This is a genomic window from Synechococcus sp. W4D4 (assembly GCF_047716805.1).
Lineage (GTDB): Bacteria > Cyanobacteriota > Cyanobacteriia > PCC-6307 > Cyanobiaceae > Vulcanococcus.
The window spans coordinates 2,060,353-2,078,962 of record NZ_CP180404.1; the positions used below are offsets into that span (position 1 = coordinate 2,060,353).

Sequence of the window (18,610 nt, forward strand, 5' to 3'; positions counted from 1 at the left end):
GTCTAGGCAGCGCGTTTGAGCAAGCTGGCCGCATAACTCCTGGTCTCGCCGAAATCACCGCCGGCCAATTCCGCTAGTTCGGCTTGACGGGCCTGAGTGTCCCGCAGTTGGGACACTCGCGTATGGGTCATGCCGTCCCGCACCTCCTTGGCCACCTGGAAGTGATGGTCAGCAGCGGCGGCCACCAAGGGCTGGTGGGTGACGCAGAAGACCTGACGCTGCTGGGCCAGGCGCTGCAGCAATTCAGCCATGGCGCCACTGACGCGGCCGCTGACGCCGGTGTCGATTTCGTCGAACAGCAGGGTGACGTGCTGATCCGCCGCGGCCAGACAGGTTTTCAAAGCCAGCAAAAAGCGCGACATCTCACCGCCCGAAGCCACCTCAGAGAGGGGGGCCAGCGGCTGACCGGGGTTGGCTGAGAACAGGAACTGCACCGCGTCCGCCCCCTCTTCCCCGGGGGACGTGGGCTCAATGGCCACCTCAAAGCGGACATTGGCCAGGCCCATCGGCCGCAGGGCCTGCATCAGGTCCTGCTCCAAAGCCTCGGCGGCAACGCGGCGGGCCCGGGTGAGTTCGGCATTGCAGCGATCACGGCGCTGCCTGGCCTGGAGCTCGGTCTGCTCCAAGGCCTCGAGGCTGGCTTGAGCACCCCCAGGAACCAGCTGGTCACGCAGCTGATCACGCCAAACGATCAGTTCCGGTAGATCTTTGCCATGGCGCCTCTCCAGCGCCTTCAGCAAGGCCATCCGCTCCTGGAGCTGCCCCAGGCTGTCTGGATCGCTTTCGAGACTCGAGCCGTAGCGATCGAGCTCACGAATGAAGTCCTGAAGCTCCGCGAAACCGTCGCCAAAGCGAGCGTTCAGCGCCGACAAGCTGCCATCGAGCTGCTGCATCTGAACCAACTCCGCCTCACAGGCGGCCAGATGATCCAAAACCGATGGGGCCTCCTCCGCTCCATCCACCAACCGTCCCATCAGGGTCATCACCCCTTCCTGGAGACGGACCCCATGGGCGAGCCGGTTCTCTTCGTTCTCCAGACGGCTGCGCTCCGCTGGATCCTCCAACTGCGCCGCCTCGAGGTCATCCAACAGTTGTTGCTGCCGCTCCAAATCGGCCTGCAATGTCAACCAATCGGCCTTGGCCTGCTCCAGGGCAGCGGAGGCTTGCCGCCAGAAGCGATAACTCTCCTGAACAGGGGATAGATGCTGCTGCAGATCAGCGGCTCCAAAGCGATCCAGCCAGCGGCGCTGCTGACCCGGCCGGGCCAACTGCTGGGTCTGACCTTGAACCGTGAGATCCAAGAGCAAAGGCCTAAGCGATTGGATCTGCTGGCGGTTGACCGCAACGCCGTTGAGTCGATGGCGGCTCGTGAGTCGGTCATCCTTCTGGCGCCATTCGCGGCTGAGCAGTACCTCCTCCTCATCGCACTCGAGCTCCTGCTCGCTCAACCACTCCTGCAACGGCGGACTGAGGGAAAAACTGGCCTCGATGACCCCTTTGTTACTGCCCTGACGCAACAAGCGCGGCCCCTGCGCCCCCAAGAGGGCATCGAGAGCATCCAAAAGGATGGATTTGCCGGCTCCGGTCTCACCGGTCAGCACCGTGAAGCCCTGACCAAACTCCAGCTGCAGCTCCTCGATCAGAGCAATGTTCTCGAGGCGCAGACCGGTTAGCACAAGCAGCCTGGTGTTGGACCCGACCGTAGCGGCTGTCTCTTTCGTTTAGAAGGGGGTCATGTCAGACACCAGCCTCACCCCTGCCGAAGCAGCGGCGGCTGCCATGCAACGCAGCGTGTTCGGTGACGATGCCGAACCAAACACCCCTGTTGAACCAACCCAAACAGTCGAGCCCCATCGCGAGGAGCTCTCAGACTTCATCGAGGCCTCTGGCCTGCTCGAGTACGACCCGGCGGCCATTAGTCGGATTTACGCCGGTGCCCCTCAACGGTTGATCCGCCGGGTATGGCAGACGCTGGTTCCGATCGGCCTCTATCTCTTCGGCGTCGGCTTCGACTGGATCACCCGCCGGCTCAAGGATCCCGACTACGCCCGAGCCAGGGCCAAAGAAGCCGCTGATCTGGTGGCCTCCCTCGGTCCAGCCTTCATTAAGGCCGGCCAGGCACTCTCGACGCGCCCGGACATCATTCCGCCGCTGCTGCTGGAGGAGCTCGCCGGCCTCCAGGACCAACTGCCCGGCTTTGATTCCGGCCTGGCGATGGCCTGCATTGAGGAAGATCTCGGTGCCCCGATTTCAGCGATTTACGCCGAACTAGAGCGCGACCCCATCTCAGCAGCCTCCCTTGGCCAAGTCCACCGGGGTGTGTTGCTGAGCGGCGAAAAGGTCGCCGTCAAAGTCCAACGCCCAGGACTCAGGGAACAGATCACCCTCGATCTCTACATCGTCCGGAACATTGCGGCCTGGCTGAACACCAACATCGGCCTGATCCGCTCGGACCTGGTGGCCCTGATTGACGAGCTGGGCAAGCGGGTCTTTGAAGAGATGGACTACTGCAACGAGGCGACCAACGCCGAAACGTTCGCAGCGCTCCACGCCCACAACCCCCGCATTGCGGTCCCTCGGATCTTCCGCGACGCCACGGCACGGCGCGTGCTGACGATGGAGTGGATCGACGGGGTGAAGCTCACCAACCTCGAGGCCGTTCGCAAACTGGGGATCGACCCCGACGACATGGTCACGGTGGGAGTGAACTGCTCCCTGCAGCAGCTGCTGGAGCACGGGTTCTTCCACGCCGATCCCCATCCCGGAAACCTGCTGGCGCTGCCCGATGGCCGCCTGGCCTATCTCGACTTCGGAATGATGAGCGAGGTGAGCCGTGAAAGCCGCACAGGCCTGATCCAGGCAGTCGTTCACCTGGTGAACCGCAACTTCGGAAAGCTCAGCAACGACTTCGTCAACCTTGGCTTCCTCGCTGAGGACGTGAATCTCGAGCCGATCGTTCCGGCCTTTGAACAGGTCTTTGGCCAGGCCCTGGAAATGGGGGTCAGCCGGATGGACTTCAAGGCCGTCACCGACGACCTCAGTGGGGTGATGTACCGCTTCCCCTTCCGTGTCCCTCCTTACTACGCCCTCATCATTCGCTCCCTGGTGACGCTGGAGGGCATCGCCTTGAGCGTCGATCCCGACTTCAAGATCCTGGGGGCGGCCTATCCCTACTTCGCCCGCCGACTGATGGAGGACCCCGATCCCCAGCTACGCAACAGCCTCAAGGAGATGCTGTTCGACGGCGAGATCTTCCGGTGGCAACGGCTCGACAACCTGATCAGCAGCGCCGCCAGCGGCAGCCAGTTGGATTTGGAAGGACTGCTCGATCAAGTGCTGGACTTTCTCTTTTCCCCAAAGGCGGGGCTACTACGCAACCAGCTCGTTGAAGCCACCGTCGACCAACTCGACGCCCTGAGCTGGCAGACCGCGGTCCGGCTCAGCCAACGCCTCCCAAAAGCCCTCAGACCCCCCGGTCTGAGGAATCAAGCGGCGATCACGGCCAGCGACGTGGAGTTGCTCTCGCTTGAGCCCATCCAACGGCTGGTGGCGATCCTGAGCCAACTGCCTGAATTTGATCCGCAATTGCTGCTGAAGCGCATCCCCCGGCTGCTTCAGGAAACAGAACTGCGGCGGATGGGATCGGAGATGGCCAGGGGATTGGCTGAACGCAGCCTTGTGAGACTCGTGCGGGACGTCCTGGTCAGTCCGGCCTAGGGTCACCACACTCTTTCGAGACCCCATGCCGTCCAGCAAACGCCAGCGACTCCTTGCTGCAGCGCTTGGCTTGGGCTTGGTCGGTGGGACTCCAGCGCTGGCCGCGGAGAACGTGGTCTTCGTCACCGGCGCCTTCCGGCGCTCGATCCCAGTGGCGGACTTTGAATATTTGGCAGAGACCGATCAAGCCCGGGGCCTGCTTTCGGATCTTCTGAGCTTTACAAAGATGGAGCCCAAGGAGGTCTCCAAGCTGCTCAAGGCTGAATTGGCCATCCCCTTAGTCCTGACCAGCCGGCTGCTGAACACCCGACTTGGCGAAGCGATCCTGGCCCGGGTGGCCAAGATCATTTATCCCCTGAAGGCCCCTGGAGCAGGCATTCCAGCCCTCCGGGCGGGAGTGATCAACGCCCTGGTGGCAAGCGACGACAAGATCAATGCCATCGGCTTCATGCAGGCCTACCCGGTCGATGAGCTGGAAGTGAGCATCCCTGCCCTGATGAACGTGCTGGAAAAAGCCAAATCCATCAGCCAACTGATCTCCTTCTTTTCCGATTCACCCCTGGATGGGCTGAGGGGCGACAACAAGGCTGCCCCGTAGATTCGGGTCCAGAGCGTCCCAGCCGACCGTGCCCCTGCTGACTTCCATCCGCCGGCGACTGGGATCGAAGACAGCAACGATGCAGGACTGGCCGGGCCTGATCGAGGGCTACCGCCGCTGGTTGCCGGTCAGCGACAAAACCCCTGTCATCACCCTGCGGGAAGGGGCGACCCCCTTGATCCCGGCACCGTCCATCGCTGAGCGGATCGGCAAAGGGGTCAATGTCTACCTGAAATACGACGGTCTCAACCCCACCGGATCGTTCAAGGACCGGGGCATGACCATGGCCATCTCCAAGGCCAAGGAAGCGGGCTCTGAGGCGGTGATCTGCGCCAGCACCGGCAACACCTCCGCTGCTGCAGCGGCCTATGCGCGGCGCGGCGGCATGCGCGCCTTCGTCTTGATCCCCGACGGCTATGTGGCCCAGGGCAAGCTCGCCCAGGCTCTGCTCTATGGCGCTGAAGTGCTTGCGGTGAAGGGCAACTTTGACCGCGCCCTGGCGATCGTCCGTGAAGTGGCAGATCAGTACCCAGTCACCCTGGTGAATTCCCTGAATCCCTACCGGCTCCAGGGCCAGAAAACAGCAGCCTTTGAGGTGGTGGATGCCCTGGGTGAGGCTCCGGATTGGCTCTGCATCCCCGTCGGCAACGCGGGAAACATCAGCGCCTACTGGATGGGCTTCAACGAGTACAAGGCAGCGGGCCACAGCCGCAAGCTGCCCCGAATGATGGGCTTCCAAGCGGCCGGCTCAGCTCCCCTCGTCCTCGGCCACACCGTGGAGCAACCCGACACCATCGCCACGGCCATCCGGATCGGCAATCCGGTCAACAAGGAGAACGCGCTCAAAGCTCGCGCTGAAAGCAACGGTGACTTCATGGCCGTAACCGATGCCGAAATCATCGAGGCCTACAAGCTGCTGGGCAGTGGCGAAGGCGTGTTCTGTGAGCCAGCCAGTGCAGCCTCCGTCGCCGGTCTGATCAAACGTCGAGATGAAGTCCCTGCGGGCTCAACGGTGGTCTGTGTCCTAACGGGCAATGGTCTGAAGGACCCCACGACGGCGATCGAGCACAACGACTCGAAATTCCATACGGGCCTCGATGCCGACACAGCCAAGGTTGCTGAAGTGATGGGCTTTTAAGCCCCTCAATCCGCCCTGAGACAGCTCCGCCCGGCCTCAAGCCGGGCTTTTTTGCGCCCAAGCTTGAAAGCCAATCCAGAAAGCGACTGCCCACAACCTGGGGAAAACAGCGAGAAGAGGCCGGAAAAAACGCCTCTCGAAAAACCGCTTCGACCTCCTTCTTTTTCCACAAGTCCAGGAAAGAGTGGAAAAGGCCTGAATTGCTCAAGGTTCAAATCCTGATTCAGCAGGCTTGCGGAAACTGAAACCCTCGATGCCGCTTGGGTTTGAGTTGTTTCCCAAGGTTTCCGCAGGACCTACTACGACGGTTTTGGTTTTCTTTCTTTCTGATCCATTAATCCATTAACGGTCGTCTGGGGATTGCCGGGGAACCCGATCCATCGACCCGTTGCGCTTCCGCTTGGGTTGTGGAAGCGTGGAGGCCCCTTCAGTCCTGCCATGAAGCTGGTCTGCTCCCAGGCCGAACTGAATTCCAGTCTTCAACTGGTGAGCAGAGCTGTTGCGGCTCGTCCAACCCACCCGGTGCTGGCCAACGTGCTGCTCACCGCGGATGCCGGCACCGGCCGTCTGAGCCTGACGGGATTTGATTTGAGCCTGGGCATCCAGACCAGCCTGAGTGCCTCCGTCGCCACCAGCGGAGCAATCACTCTTCCCGCCCGTCTGTTCGGTGAGATCGTCTCGCGGATGCCTGCGGACAGTCCGATCACCCTCAGCTGCGAAGACGGCAGCGAGCAGGTCGAGTTGACCAGTGTTTCGGGCAGCTATCAGATGCGGGGCATGCCCGCTGACGACTTTCCTGAGCTCCCCCTGGCTCAGGCCGGCACCCCGATCAAGTTGGATCCGGAGGTCTTGATTAAGGGGTTGCGCGCCACCCTGTTTGCCAGCAGTGGGGATGAGGCTAAGCAACTCCTGACCGGTGTTCACCTGGGTCTCGATCAGAACGGTCTGGAATGCGCCGCCACCGACGGCCACCGATTGGCCGTCCTGCGTCTTCAGAACGCATCCAGCAGTGAAGCTGAGCTGGATGTCACTGTCCCCGCTCGCTCCTTGCGAGAACTGGAACGGTTGCTCTCCAGCCGTGGCGGCAGCGAGGCCGTCAGCCTGTTCTGTGATCGCGGACAGGTCGTCTTCCAGTGGGCTGACCAGGTGCTGACTAGTCGCAGCCTCGATGGCACCTATCCCAACTACAGGCAGCTCATCCCCGAAAGCTTCGGTCGCCTGCTGCAAGTGGATCGCAAGGGGCTGTTGAGTGCCCTAGAGCGCGTGGCGGTCTTGGCCGACCAACACAACAACGTGGTCAAACTCACCAGTGATCCTGCTGCAGGTCAGCTTTCCATCAGCGCGGATGCGCAAGATGTCGGCAGCGGCTCCGAAGCGATTGGTGCCCAAGTCACGGGCGACGCCATTCAGATTGCCTTCAACGTCCGCTACGTCCTCGAAGGCCTCAAGGCCATGGGTTGTGAGCAAGTGCAGCTGCAGTGCAATGCTCCCACCACTCCGGTGGTGCTGGCTCCCCAAGACGACTCCAGCTTCACTTATCTGGTGATGCCTGTTCAGATTCGCCAGTGAGCCTTCCGGAACAGCTCCTGCTCAGCGAGTTGCTTCGCCGCCGGGTTCGTTGCGATCAGGGCCTTGATCACGGGTTGGGTGTCGCCGCCTGGATGCACCCTCCGGTGCATCGCCTCCTCGGTTGGTTCTCCAAACCTTCGGCCTTGGGGGATCGCCGAGAGGTCTGGCGGCTGAATCAGTTGCGCGGTCTGGCCGAACTCGAGCTGTTCGTCCGGGGGGATGCGGCTCCTACCGAAATCACCACGATGGATCGCTTGCCCACCTTGATCGAGGCGACCGTCCTCGGCCAAGACGACGAACCCCTGGGGCAGATCGCCGACGCGGCGGTTGATCTCAGCAGCGGTCAGATCCTCCACTACCTGGTGTCCCGCAGCGATCCAAGACTTCCGGGGACGAGCCGTTGGCGCCTGGCCCCTGCGCGCATCAACGATCAACAACCTGGCATGGTCTTCACCTCCCTGGCTGGTTTGGATGATCTCCCCCTGGCCAAAGCCAGTGTCCGTCAGGAGTTCCTGCGCCGCTCCAAGCGTTGGCGCGAGCAGATGCAGGAGGAAACCTCCCGCTGGCGTGATCAGGTTCAGAACGCTGGCGAGCGTTTCGAGGAACGGCTGGAAGGCTGGTTGGAGGAACCTCCATGGGAGGAGGAAGTCGAGCGCCCCTCTTCAGGGCAGGAGACCTGGGATGAGTGGAACGAAGCGGATGCGCCGCAGCCCCGTCGCCGCCAGCAAGACGATCCCTGGATTTAAGAGGGGGTGAGTCGCTCAGCGAGACTGGAATGATCTCGCTCCCTGGTTCGTGGTCGCAGCCCCTGACTACTCCGTAGCTGAAGCGCTGAAAAAGGAGAACCTCAGCCAAGCCGACTACGACGAGATTTGCCGCCGCCTGGGCCGGGCCCCCAATCGGGCCGAACTCGGCATGTTCGGGGTGATGTGGTCGGAGCACTGTTGTTACCGCAACTCCAGACCCCTGCTCCAGGGCTTCCCCACAACGGGGCCGCGCATTTTGGTGGGTCCTGGTGAGAACGCTGGCGTCGTGGATCTGGGTGAAGGTCAACGCTTGGCCTTCAAGATCGAGAGCCATAACCACCCCTCAGCGGTGGAGCCCTTCCAGGGTGCGGCCACCGGCGTGGGCGGCATCCTGCGGGACATCTTCACCATGGGTGCCCGTCCGATTGCCCTGCTGAACGCCCTGCGTTTTGGCCCGCTTGAGGACGAGCGCAACGTGGGCCTGATGGAAGGTGTGGTGGCGGGCATTGCCCACTACGGCAACTGCGTGGGCGTGCCCACAGTCGGTGGTGAGGTGGCCTTTGACGCCAGCTATTCCGGCAACCCTTTGGTCAATGCCATGGCCCTGGGCCTGATGGAGACCGAGAACATTGTCTGCTCGGGAGCCGAGGGCGTCGGCTTCCCGGTGGTCTACGTCGGTAGTACGACCGGCCGGGACGGCATGGGTGGCGCCAGCTTTGCTTCGGCGGAGTTGACCGAAGCGTCCCTTGATGATCGCCCCGCGGTTCAGGTGGGGGATCCCTTCCTGGAAAAGGGCCTGATTGAGGCCTGCCTGGATGCCTTCCAAAGCGGTGATGTGGTCGCGGCCCAGGACATGGGGGCTGCAGGTCTGACCTGCAGCTGTTCGGAGATGGCCGCCAAGGGTGGCCTGGGCATCGAGTTGGATCTCGATCGCGTCCCGGCCCGCGAAGCCGGCATGACCCCCTACGAGTTCCTGCTCAGCGAATCCCAGGAGCGGATGCTCTTTGTGGTGAAGCCCGGCCGCGAAGCGGCACTGATGGAGCGCTTTACCCGTTGGGGCCTGCAGGCGGCCGTCGTCGGCCGTGTCCTGGAGGACAACATTGTTCGGGTCTTGCAGAACGGTGCGGTCGCTGCTGAGGTGCCCGCCAGTGCCCTGGCGGATGACACGCCGATCAACCGCCATGAACTGTTGAGTGAGCCCCCGGCACCGATTCAGGAGCATTGGCGCTGGTCCGAGGCGCAGCTGCCGCCGGCCTCCGCGTCTGGCGTCAACGGTCAAAGCTGGAGCGAGACGCTCCTGGCCCTGCTGGATGACCCCACCATCGCTTCCAAGCGTTGGGTCTACCGCCAGTACGACCATCAGGTGCAGGCCAACACGGTGGTGCCCCCGGGCGGTGCGGATGCGGCTGTGGTCCGTCTGCGTCCCCAGGCTGAAACCCAGGCGGCGACCCGTGGCGTGGCGGCTGTCGTCGATTGCCCTAACCGCTGGGTGGCTCTCGATCCAGAGCGGGGCGGCATGGCGGCCGTCGCCGAGGCCGCTCGCAACCTCAGCTGCGTGGGGGCTGAGCCCCTGGCGGTCACCGACAACCTCAACTTCCCCTCCCCGGAGACCCCGACGGGCTACTGGCAATTGGCCTCCGCTTGCCGCGGTCTCTCGAGCGCCTGCTCGGCCCTGGATACCCCGGTCACCGGCGGCAACGTCTCCCTCTACAACGAGACCCGGATGCCTGACGGCTCCATGCTGCCGATTCATCCAACCCCGGTGGTGGGCATGGTCGGCTTGGTCCATGACCTCAACCATGTCCGCGGTCAGGCCTGGCAGGACGCGGGCGATGTGATCTGGATGCTGGGTGTTCCTCTGGAAGCGGGTGAGACTCCAGCCGATGGCCGCTTGGGCCTGGCCGGCACGAGCTACCTCGAGCGGATTCATGGAGCCGTGACCGGGCGTCCACCGGAGGTTGACCTGGAGCTGGAGCGCTCGGTTCAGGCGTTTCTGCGCCAGGCCATCAACCAAGGGCTGGTGAAGTCGGCCCACGACCTCAGTGATGGTGGACTCGCCGTGGCTGCTGCGGAGTGCTGCATGGCTTCGGGCTTGGGAGCCCATCTGGAGCTTCCCTCCAGTGCCGCTCGTCTGGATCGCCTGCTGTTTGCCGAAGGCGGCGCCCGCATCTTGGTGAGTGTCTCGCCGGCTCAAACGGTCGCTTGGCAGGAGGCCCTGGATGCCAGCGGCATTCCGGCGCAGTGCCTTGGTGTGGTGGAGGACGACAGTGAGCTCTCGATCACCCAGGCGGGTTCGAACCTGCTCACCACCCCCATTGCCCAGATGCGTGAGCGCTTTGAGCAAGCGATTCCGCGGCGGATGGGTGTTGACCTGCCTCCGACGGCTTGAGGAGAACCCTGATGCACAATGTTGAAGGAAATCTGAAGCTGGGACGCGCCGTGACTGACCCCACCCCCAGCCTCGATAGACCGGACAAGCCCGAAGAGGCCTGCGGGGTGTTTGCAGTGCTAGCCAGCGATCAGCCGGTGGCTAACCTCACCTACTTCGGTCTCTACGCCCTTCAACACCGCGGTCAGGAATCCGCGGGGATCGCCGTCTTTGACGCGGAACCCGGCAGCGCCCCGAAGGTGCGCCTGCACAAGGACATGGGTTTGGTGAGCAAGGTGTTCACCCCCGAGGTGCTCGAGCGCCTTCCCGGTCAGTTGGCGATCGGCCACAACCGCTATTCCACGACGGGCTCGAGCAAGGCCTGCAACGCCCAGCCGGTGTTGCTCAACACCCGGCTGGGCCCGATGGCCTTTGCCCACAACGGCAACTTGGTCAATGCCGGCGAACTGCGGACGGCCCTGGCCAGCGATCTCCCCGAAGCGGAATTCACCTCCACAACCGATTCAGAGCTGATCGCCTTTGCGATCCAACAGGCCGTGAACGCCGGCAGTGATTGGGACAGCGCCATCCGTTCGGCAGCAGGACGCTGCCGCGGCGCCTTCAGCTTGGTGATCGGCACCCCCGAAGGCCTGTTTGCCCTTCGGGATGGCCATGGCATTCGCCCCTTGGTGTTTGGCCACATGGGTGAACCCAGCGAAGCCCGCTGGGTGGTGAGCAGCGAGACCTGCGGTCTGGACATCATTGGTTCGAGCTTCGATGGGGACATCGAGCCGGGCGAAATCGTCCACTTCCGTCTTGGTCAGTCCGAGCCTGTGCGCAGCCGCTGGGCGGAAGAGCCCTCCAAGCTCTGCGTCTTCGAAATGATCTATTTCGCGAGGCCCGATAGCCGTTTCTTCGGCGAATCCCTTTACAGCTACCGGGTTCGCATCGGTGAGGTGCTGGCCCGTGAAACCCCCATTGAGGCCGACATCGTCATCGGCGTGCCCGATTCCGGCATCCCTGCCGCGATTGGCTACTCGCAATACAGCGGCATCCCCTTCGGTGACGGTCTGATCAAGAACCGCTACGTCGGCCGTACCTTCATTCAGCCCACCCAGGCCATGCGCGAAGCCGGGATTCGCGTGAAGCTCAATCCCCTGCCGGATGTGCTGGCCGGAAAGCGTGTGGTGGTGATCGACGACTCGATTGTCCGGGGCACCACCAGCCGCAAGTTGGTGGCGGCGATCCGCGATGCCGGGGCCACTGAGGTGCACATGCGCATCAGCTCACCGCCGGTGACCCACCCCTGCTTCTACGGCATCGACACCGATACCCAAGATCAGCTGATCGCGGCTCGACTGACCCTCGAGGAGATCTCCTCTCACCTGGGGGTCGATTCACTGGCTTATTTGAGCAAAGAGGGCATGGTGGAAGCCGCCCATGCCAATGCAGAGCACTTCTGCACCGCCTGTTTCGATGGGGCCTATCCGATTGAGATGGATTCCTCGGTCAGCGGCAGCAAGCTGATGCTTGAGCCCGCCGGGATTGCAGCCACGCTCTAAACCGGTGCTTCGGTCCCTTGAGCCTGGTGCTTCACCTCGCCCCCGAGGCCAAAGGCATCGTGGATCACCTGCAGGGCTTTAACGCCCTCGACTTCGGGCACCACGCAGCTTGTACGGATCTCACTGGTGGCGATCATCTCGATGTTGATCTGAGCGTCAGCCAAGGCGCGGAACATCCGGCCAGCGGTTCCAGCGGTGCAGGGCATGCCAGCACCGACAGCACTGATGCGGGCGATGGCCATCCCTTCTTCAAAGCTGGCCCCAGGCCATTGGTTCAGTAGCGGTTGCAGGGCCGCTTGGGCTCGGCTGAGGTCCTCGCGCTTGAGGCAGAAGCCCATGTCGCGGCTGAGCTGTTCGCCTGAGCCATGGGTGCGCTCGGACTGAACGATGGCATCCAGGCTTACGCCGGCGTCCGCCAGAGCTCGGCAGACCGCCGCCGCCGTTCCCGGCTTATCGGGAATGCGACGCACGGCCACTTGGGCTTGATCACGATCGAGGGCCACACCGCGCACCTCCGGTTGCCCGGCTCCGGAGGGGGCGGGGTTGAGATGCAGCTGCCGCTCGCTCAGTTCAAAGCAGTGGGATGCCGCCTGCAGGGCCTTGTTGCCTTGATGTCCGGCGACCAGGCAGCTCACCTTGACTTCGCTGGTGGCGATCAGACGCAGGTTGATGCCGCCCTTGGCCAAGGTGTCGAACAGGCGCGCGGCCACACCGGGCCTGCCCATGATTCCCGCCCCAGCAATGCTGAGCTTGGCCATCCCGGCCTGGGTGCTCAGGGTGGCTCCGGCCGCCTTGGCATCCATGGCGTTTAAGACGTTCTGGCAGACCGCCTTGGCGTCCTCCAGTTGTGCCTCCGCCACCGTGAAGGCGATGTCGTTGCTGCTGCCTTCGTGGGTGGACTGCACGATCAGATCCACACTCAGGCCCGCATTGGAGAGCGCTTCAAATAGTTGAGCGGCGACCCCGGGGCGATCGGGAACATGGGAGAGCGCCAAGACCGCTTGATCGGTGTCCAGTTCTGCCCCATCCACGGGCTTGCCGAGCTCCAGGCCTTCGCCGCTGCCGCGATGGCTGGTGTTGTCGCTGGTGAGCAGCGTGCCTGGGGCATCGCTCCAGCTGGAGCGCACTACTAAGGGGACGCCGTAGTTCCGGGCGATCTCGACGGCGCGTGGGTGCAAGACCGCTGCTCCGAGGCTCGCTAGCTCGAGCATCTCGTCGCAGGTCACCGTCTCCATCAATTGGGCATCGGCCACCTTGCGGGGATCGGTGGTCAGGACGCCTGGGACATCGGTGTAGATCTCGCAGGCATCGGCTCCGATGGCTGCCGCCAAGGCCACAGCCGAGGTGTCGGAGCCGCCGCGGCCCAAGGTGGTGATCTCGGGAACGCCCGAGAGGCTGTTGCTGGTGCCTTGGAATCCGGCAACTACAACAACGTTGCCGTCATCGAGGAGCCTGCGGACTCGCTCGGTTTTGATCTCCAGAATCCGGGCTCGGCCGTGGGCCGATTCGGTGAGGATCCCGACTTGGGGACCGGTCATCGAGACCGCTGGAATGCCCTCGGCGTGCAGGGCCATCGAGAGCAGTGCGATCGAGACCTGCTCTCCGGTGGCCAGCAGCATGTCCATCTCCCGCTGGGGCGGGTTCCTGCTGATCGCCTGGGCGAGTCCGGTGAGTTCATCGGTGGTGTGCCCCATGGCCGACACCACGATCACCAGATCGTTCCCGTCTTCCTTGCTGGCCGCAATGCGCTTCGCCACAGCCTGAATGCGCTCCACATCGGCTACGGAGGTGCCGCCGAATTTCTGGACCAACAGGGCCATGGGTGGGCGCAATTGCGGAATCGACGATTGTCCTATGGCGCCAGCAGAAACCCGTCGCGGAAGGCATCACCGGGGTCGGCTCCCCGTTTGAGGCTGGCTTCCACCTGCAGGAGCTGACTGAGCAGGGCGAGGAAGCGTTCGGGTTTGCGGCCTCGGATCTGTTTGCGCATCACGTAGATCCGTTTGGGATTGCCGATCCCGGCGGCCTTGGCGATGGCATTCACATCGTTTTCCCCTTGCTGATCCAGCAGGCTCACCCAGAGCCAACCCCGGATCTGCCCGCAGAGGGTGGCCACAATCCGCAGGGCCGGTTCATTGGCGGCCAGCAGGACATCCACCAGGGCCACCGCTTCTGCGGGTGCTCCCGCCAGGAGGGCATCACCCACCTGCAGCGCATTGGTGGCCTGGCCGCCAATCAGGGCTTCCACCGCTTGAGCGGTGATGGTCTGGCCTGCCCCGACGTAGAGGGAGAGTTTTTCCAGTTCGCTGGCCAGCCTGGCGCTGTCGCTGCCGATGGCGTCGCTCAATGCTTGGGCGGCGTCGGGCTGCAGTTTGAGCTCCAGCTCTTGAGCTGTGCGTAGCACCAGGTCCACTTGCCCTGATCCATCCCAGATCGCCGGCAGTTGAAAGCTGCGCTCCTTGGCTTCGCCGCTTTTGACCAGTTTTTGCAGGGCTTTGGTGGTCCGTAGCCGACCATCGGGTTTGGCAGCGTTCACCAGCACCAGATGACACTGCTCGGCGATCAGGTTCAGGGTGGTCTCCAGTTGCTCCGCCAGATCAGCAGGGCACTGGTTGCAGAAGGGGCTGCGTTGCAACACGATCACGCGATCCCCCGCGCCAAAGGGGGCCGTTCGCGCTTCCTCCAAGGCTTGAGCGGCCTGATTGGAATCGTTGCCGTCTAGACGGCTGAGGTTGATGCTCTGCCAGGAGGGATCGACCTGGCTTTTGACCAGTGCTTCGACGGCCCGGCTGCGTGCGGCTTCGTCGTCGCCCCAGATCAGATGGATCGGCATGGCAGCACGGGGTGGAGTGCAGTTTGTGCCAGATCTGCATCGGCTGTGACCAAGACGGCCACTTCGTTCTGAATGGCCGTTGCCAGTTCGATGGCTTGGTTGAGGTCCAGCTCTGGTTCCTGTTGCTGGAGATGGCTTGCTGCCAGGGCGAGATCCCCATTCAGCGGCACCTGCCGCCAGTGCAGTGGATTGGCAAAGGCGGCGTTGTAGCGCAAGGCCAGGGCTTCATCCCCCTGGCTCAGGGCAGCATCCATGACGTCCATCAGGCTGATGCTGCTGATGACCCCTTGCCAGCTGCCCTGGGCGATGCCTTGAAGGACAGGCTCCAGCACCCGGCTGGTTTGTGGGTCGTCCTGCAAAAAGGCCACAAGGGCACTGCCGTCTAGGCCGATGCGGCTGCCGGGGCCCAATTGCCTGGCTTGGAAGCGGGCTTTTGCCGGGGCTCCAGCTGGCGCCCGTTGCTGTGCGCTGCGCTGCTGGGCACTTCCCTTGAGGCTCAGCAGGTTTTCCATCGCCTCTTGGCTGCTGGTGCCACCCGCCGCGTCCTGCAAAGGGACGATGGCCGCCAGATCCTGGCGGTGGCGTTGGATCACCAGCCGCTCACCCTTGGAGGCGCGAACCAGTAGTTCGGGGAAGCGCTGACGGGCCTCTTGCACTCCAAACCGCTCCACCCCAATTACTCCAGCCATCGCTCTGTGCAGTCTGTACAGATTCTGTCAGCCGGGCATGCTTGTCCTTATGGGATTCGACCATCCGATCTTCAGCGAGAGCCTGCGCTTGATCGAAGCGGCCTTGCCTGAAGGGACGTTGCAGGGTTTGTCGGTTTCCGAACGGGATGTGGTGCTGCGCCTCATCCACAGCAGCGGCGATCTGAGCTTGGTTCAGGGGGTGTCGTTCTCAGATCAGGCTTGCGAGTTGGGTCTGCGCGCCCTCAGTGCCCAGGCGCCGATCCTGACGGACACCGCGATGGCGGCGGCAGCGGTGGCTCCGATGGCCCGGCGAACCTTCGGGAATGTGGTTCGCAGTGTGCTGGATTGGGCTCCTGATCGTGCCCCCGAGGGGGGGACCCGAGCGGCGGTGGGCATGCAGCAAGCCTTGCGCGCCCACCCCGGAGCGCTGGTTTTGATCGGAAGTGCGCCAACGGCTCTGGAGCTGTTGCTCGAGCAGGTCCGCAGCAGCCAGGTGGCGCCTCCTGCGTTGGTGATCGGGATGCCCGTCGGCTTTGTCGGTGTTGCTGAGAGCAAGGCCCATCTCGCGGCCAGTGAGTTGCCTCAGATCCGTTTGGACGGGAGTCGCGGTGGTGCCGGTTTGGTGGGTGCTGCGGTGAATGCTCTGTTGCGCCGGGCTTGGTTGGATCAGGCGGCGTCGGTTTGAACGCTGACGTGGCTGTTGGCTTCGATCCGGCTCAGCACCTGACGGGCTCGCAAAACCACCGGGGCTGGCACCCCGGCGAGGCGAGCGGCCTCGATGCCGTAGCTGCGGTTGGCGCCGCCGCTGACGACCCTGTGTAGGAAGCGCAGGGTTGAACCGGTTTCTTCCACCAGCACCTGGGCGTTTTCGACGTTGCCCTGTTGCTCGGCCAGCTCGTTGAGCTCGTGATAGTGGGTCGCAAAGATGCTGCGGGCGCCGATGTCGCCGGAGAGGTACTCCGCCACAGCCCAGGCGATCGACAGGCCATCGAAGGTGGCGGTTCCCCGCCCAATTTCATCGAGCAGCACCAGGGACTGGCTGCTGGCGTGGTGAAGGATGTTGGCGGTCTCGGCCATTTCGACCATGAAGGTGGATTGGCCTGCCGCCAGGTCATCGCCCGCCCCGACTCGGGTGAAGATGCGATCGGCGATCCCCAGTCGCGCCGAGTCAGCTGGGATCCAGCTGCCGATCTGAGCCATCAGCTGCAGCAGCCCGGTCTGGCGCAGGTAGCAGCTCTTCCCGCTGGCGTTGGGCCCCGTGAGAACCACCAGGTCACAGCCCTCGCCGAGGCCGACGTCATTGGGGGTAAACGCTTCCTCCACCAGCAGTTGCTCCACCACAGGGTGGCGTCCCCCTTGGATCTCCAGGCAGCGGCTCCCAGGGACGAGTTCCGGTTTGCAGTACCCGCAGGTGGCTGCCACCTCAGCCAGTGAGGCCAGGGCATCTAGTTCAGCGACGAGCCGTGCGGCGAAGCGAATCGGCCCCGCTTGCTCGCCCACCTGCTGACGCAGCTGGCAGAACAGTTCGTATTCCCGTTGCGCTGCACGGGCTTTCAGCTGGAAGATTCGTCCTTCGCGGCTCTTGAGTTCTGGGGTAACGAAGCGCTCCTCGTTCGCCAAGGTCTGCCGGCGAATCCAGTGGTCCGGCACGTCCTTGGCTTTCGACTTACTGACGGAGAGGAAGTAACCAAAGGTGCGGTGGTACTGGAGTTTCAGGGTGCTGATCCCGCTGTTCAGCCGTTCCGCCTGTTCCTGCTCGGCCAACCAGGCGTCCTGGTCATCCAGTTGGTTGCGTAGACCATCGAGTTGTGGGTCCACCCCGTCGTGGATCACTCCTCCCTCGGTCAGGGTTAACGGTGGGGTCTCCAGCAACTGATGCCGCAGTTCAGCGGCGAGGGCGTCGAGTTCGCTCCACGGCCGAGAGAGGGCTACCAGCGGTGTACTGGTGACCTCGCCCAGCAAGCCAGCCAGGGCCGGGAGTCGCTCCAGACCATCGGCCAGGGCCACCAGATCCCGCGCGGATGCGGTTCCAGCTCCGGCCCGTCCAGCGAGCCGCTCCAGATCCCCCATGGGCCTCAGCAGCCTGCGCACCCCCAGGCGCAAGCTGCGGGCTTGACTGCCGCTTACCAGTTCCCCAATGGCCTCCTGGCGGGAGCGGATCAGCTCGAGATCCACCAGGGGAGCCTCGATCCAGCGCCGCAGGCAACGGCCACCCATGGCCGTCATCGTCCGGTCCAGGGCCCAGAGCAGTGACCCCTGAAGTCCACCTGTCAATTGGGTCTTGGTGAGTTCGAGATTGCGCCGGGTCGCTGCGTCCAGCACCAGTTGATCGCCAGCGCTCCAGCTGGTGGGCAACTCCAGAGGGATCTCGCAGCCCGGCTGGGTGTCGCTCAGGTAGCGGAGCAGCCCTCCAGCAGCCCGAAGGGCCCAGGAGTTTTCGCCAAGCCCCAAGCCATCAACGCTGGCCAGTCCAAAGCGCTCCAGCACGGTGGCTTTCGACTCATTAAGCGCAAAAGGGGTGCGGCTTAAGGGCGTTAGTTGCAGGGAGGTTGGACACCAAGCCGGACGTTCGCTCCCGCTTTCGGGGTTCGGCCAGAGCACTTCAGCGGCCTCGACCTGCAGCAGCTCCTGGTGCAATTGGTCACTGCCGTTTCGCTCGGTGACACGGAATTCGCCTGTGCTCACGTCGGCGATGGCGAGACCCCAACGCTCTTGCTCGCAGACCACCGCGCAGAGCCAGTTGTTGCGGCGGGCAGTGAGCATCCCCTCCTCAAGCACCGTGCCTGGGGTCAAGACCCGCGTGATCTCCCGTTTCAGCAGCGCTGGCTTTCCGCCGCTCTTGCTGCGCTCAGCGGCCTCTTCCACTTGGTCGCAGAGGGCGACGCTGAAGCCGCGGCCCACCAGCTCGGCGCAGTAGCGCTCGGCAGCGTGATGGGGAATGCCGGCCATCGGCACGCGTCCGATCGCTTTGCCGCCCTCTTTTCCCGTCAGGGTCAACTCCAGCAGGCGGGAGAGGGCAATGGCGTCTTCGAAAAAGCACTCAAAGAAGTCACCGAGCCGGTAGAGCAGAACCCGCTCGGGATGCTCCGCCTTGAGTTCCACGTAGTGGCGCAGCATCGGTGTGAGCTGCTCGAGGTCTACCAGGCTGTGGTGGTGCCAGGGGGGCAAATCGTCGCTGCTGTCTTCCTTCTCCTGACTGTCCTCGGGTTCCTGAGGGGTGTTTTGGCGAACACGGGGCCTGGATTGGGCATCCCGCGCGAGGGCTTCGTGATCCAGCTCTGAAGTGGCTTTCTCGAGCTGCGGCGATGCTTTGGCCGCTGGTGGCTCTGGCTCAAGTCCAAACAGCGAGCCCTGCAGTGCCAACTCGGTTTGGTCGGCCACAGGAAGGCT

The 18,610-nt window shown here is 63.5% G+C and carries 13 protein-coding genes; 8 read left to right on the plus strand and 5 right to left on the minus strand.

Translation table 11 applies throughout. The features are described 5' to 3' along the window. Window positions 1-2: 2 nt before the first annotated feature. On the minus strand, window positions 3-1,676 hold the full coding sequence (gene recN / locus ACLM42_RS11355) for a DNA repair protein RecN (protein ID WP_415399162.1): 1,674 nt from the start codon (window positions 1,674-1,676) through the stop codon (window positions 3-5). Window positions 1,677-1,734: 58 nt separating this feature from the next. On the opposite strand from recN, the gene ACLM42_RS11360 reads away from it, so the two are divergent. From ACLM42_RS11360 to purF, 7 genes are all read left to right on the plus strand, one after another. Next, window positions 1,735-3,717: an ABC1 kinase family protein gene (locus ACLM42_RS11360; protein ID WP_415399163.1), complete on the plus strand. Its 1,983-nt coding sequence runs from the start codon at window positions 1,735-1,737 to the stop codon at window positions 3,715-3,717. Window positions 3,718-3,742: 25 nt separating this feature from the next. Continuing rightward, complete coding sequence (locus ACLM42_RS11365; RefSeq protein WP_247909698.1) at window positions 3,743-4,315, plus strand: alpha/beta hydrolase; 573 nt, start codon at window positions 3,743-3,745, stop codon at window positions 4,313-4,315. 79 nt (window positions 4,316-4,394) lie between these two features. Continuing rightward, window positions 4,395-5,453, plus strand: coding sequence for a threonine synthase (thrC, locus tag ACLM42_RS11370; protein WP_415400175.1), 1,059 nt, complete (start codon window positions 4,395-4,397; stop codon window positions 5,451-5,453). A 438-nt stretch (window positions 5,454-5,891) separates the two neighbouring features. Beyond that, a complete protein-coding gene (gene dnaN / locus ACLM42_RS11375) occupies window positions 5,892-7,022 on the plus strand; it encodes a DNA polymerase III subunit beta (protein ID WP_415399164.1) in 1,131 nt (376 codons plus the stop codon). Further along, a complete protein-coding gene (locus ACLM42_RS11380) occupies window positions 7,019-7,768 on the plus strand; it encodes an RNA methyltransferase (RefSeq protein WP_415399165.1) in 750 nt (249 codons plus the stop codon). The genes dnaN and ACLM42_RS11380 overlap by 4 nt, the downstream gene beginning before the upstream one ends. Window positions 7,769-7,817: 49 nt before the next feature. After that, on the plus strand, window positions 7,818-10,157 hold the full coding sequence (purL, locus tag ACLM42_RS11385) for a phosphoribosylformylglycinamidine synthase subunit PurL (RefSeq protein WP_415399166.1): 2,340 nt from the start codon (window positions 7,818-7,820) through the stop codon (window positions 10,155-10,157). An 11-nt stretch (window positions 10,158-10,168) separates the two neighbouring features. Further along, the gene (gene purF / locus ACLM42_RS11390; RefSeq protein WP_415399167.1) at window positions 10,169-11,698 is read left to right on the plus strand and encodes an amidophosphoribosyltransferase; all 1,530 of its coding nucleotides are present in this window, start codon (window positions 10,169-10,171) and stop codon (window positions 11,696-11,698) included. Here purF and ACLM42_RS11395 read toward each other — a convergent pair. The 3 genes from ACLM42_RS11395 to ACLM42_RS11405 are packed head-to-tail and all read right to left on the minus strand — an operon-like array spanning window position 11,695 to window position 15,220. Next, window positions 11,695-13,518: an aspartate kinase gene (locus ACLM42_RS11395; protein WP_415399168.1), complete on the minus strand. Its 1,824-nt coding sequence runs from the start codon at window positions 13,516-13,518 to the stop codon at window positions 11,695-11,697. The two genes, purF and ACLM42_RS11395, sit on opposite strands and share 4 nt — an antisense overlap. Before the next feature lie 32 nt (window positions 13,519-13,550). Next, complete coding sequence (gene holA, locus ACLM42_RS11400) at window positions 13,551-14,531, minus strand: DNA polymerase III subunit delta (protein WP_415399169.1); 981 nt, start codon at window positions 14,529-14,531, stop codon at window positions 13,551-13,553. Beyond that, window positions 14,516-15,220 (minus strand): PIN domain-containing protein, encoded by a 705-nt coding sequence (locus ACLM42_RS11405; protein WP_415399170.1) that lies wholly within the window; start codon window positions 15,218-15,220, stop codon window positions 14,516-14,518. Before ACLM42_RS11405 ends, holA begins: the two co-directional genes overlap by 16 nt. Window positions 15,221-15,269: 49 nt before the next feature. Here ACLM42_RS11405 and ACLM42_RS11410 point away from each other — a divergent pair, with 49 nt between their 5' ends. Beyond that, on the plus strand, window positions 15,270-15,905 hold the full coding sequence (locus ACLM42_RS11410; RefSeq protein WP_415399171.1) for a precorrin-8X methylmutase: 636 nt from the start codon (window positions 15,270-15,272) through the stop codon (window positions 15,903-15,905). Here ACLM42_RS11410 and mutS read toward each other — a convergent pair. Then, window positions 15,887-18,601, minus strand: coding sequence for a DNA mismatch repair protein MutS (gene mutS, locus ACLM42_RS11415; RefSeq protein WP_415399172.1), 2,715 nt, complete (start codon window positions 18,599-18,601; stop codon window positions 15,887-15,889). The two genes, ACLM42_RS11410 and mutS, sit on opposite strands and share 19 nt — an antisense overlap. Window positions 18,602-18,610: the final 9 nt, after the last annotated feature.

What these genes read in the sequence shown, in the direction of transcription:
- ACLM42_RS11360 (WP_415399163.1), top strand. Translation starts at nt 1,735, where the DNA reads ATGTCAGACACCAGCCTCACCCCTGCCGAAGCAGCGGCGGCTGCCATG.
- ACLM42_RS11365 (WP_247909698.1), top strand. Translation starts at nt 3,743, where the DNA reads ATGCCGTCCAGCAAACGCCAGCGACTCCTTGCTGCAGCGCTTGGCTTG.
- thrC (WP_415400175.1), top strand. Translation starts at nt 4,395, where the DNA reads ATGCAGGACTGGCCGGGCCTGATCGAGGGCTACCGCCGCTGGTTGCCG.
- dnaN (WP_415399164.1), top strand. Translation starts at nt 5,892, where the DNA reads ATGAAGCTGGTCTGCTCCCAGGCCGAACTGAATTCCAGTCTTCAACTG.
- purF (WP_415399167.1), top strand. Translation starts at nt 10,169, where the DNA reads ATGCACAATGTTGAAGGAAATCTGAAGCTGGGACGCGCCGTGACTGAC.
- ACLM42_RS11395 (WP_415399168.1), bottom strand. Translation starts at nt 13,518, where the DNA reads ATGGCCCTGTTGGTCCAGAAATTCGGCGGCACCTCCGTAGCCGATGTG.
- holA (WP_415399169.1), bottom strand. Translation starts at nt 14,531, where the DNA reads ATGCCGATCCATCTGATCTGGGGCGACGACGAAGCCGCACGCAGCCGG.
- ACLM42_RS11405 (WP_415399170.1), bottom strand. Translation starts at nt 15,220, where the DNA reads ATGGCTGGAGTAATTGGGGTGGAGCGGTTTGGAGTGCAAGAGGCCCGT.
- ACLM42_RS11410 (WP_415399171.1), top strand. Translation starts at nt 15,270, where the DNA reads ATGGGATTCGACCATCCGATCTTCAGCGAGAGCCTGCGCTTGATCGAA.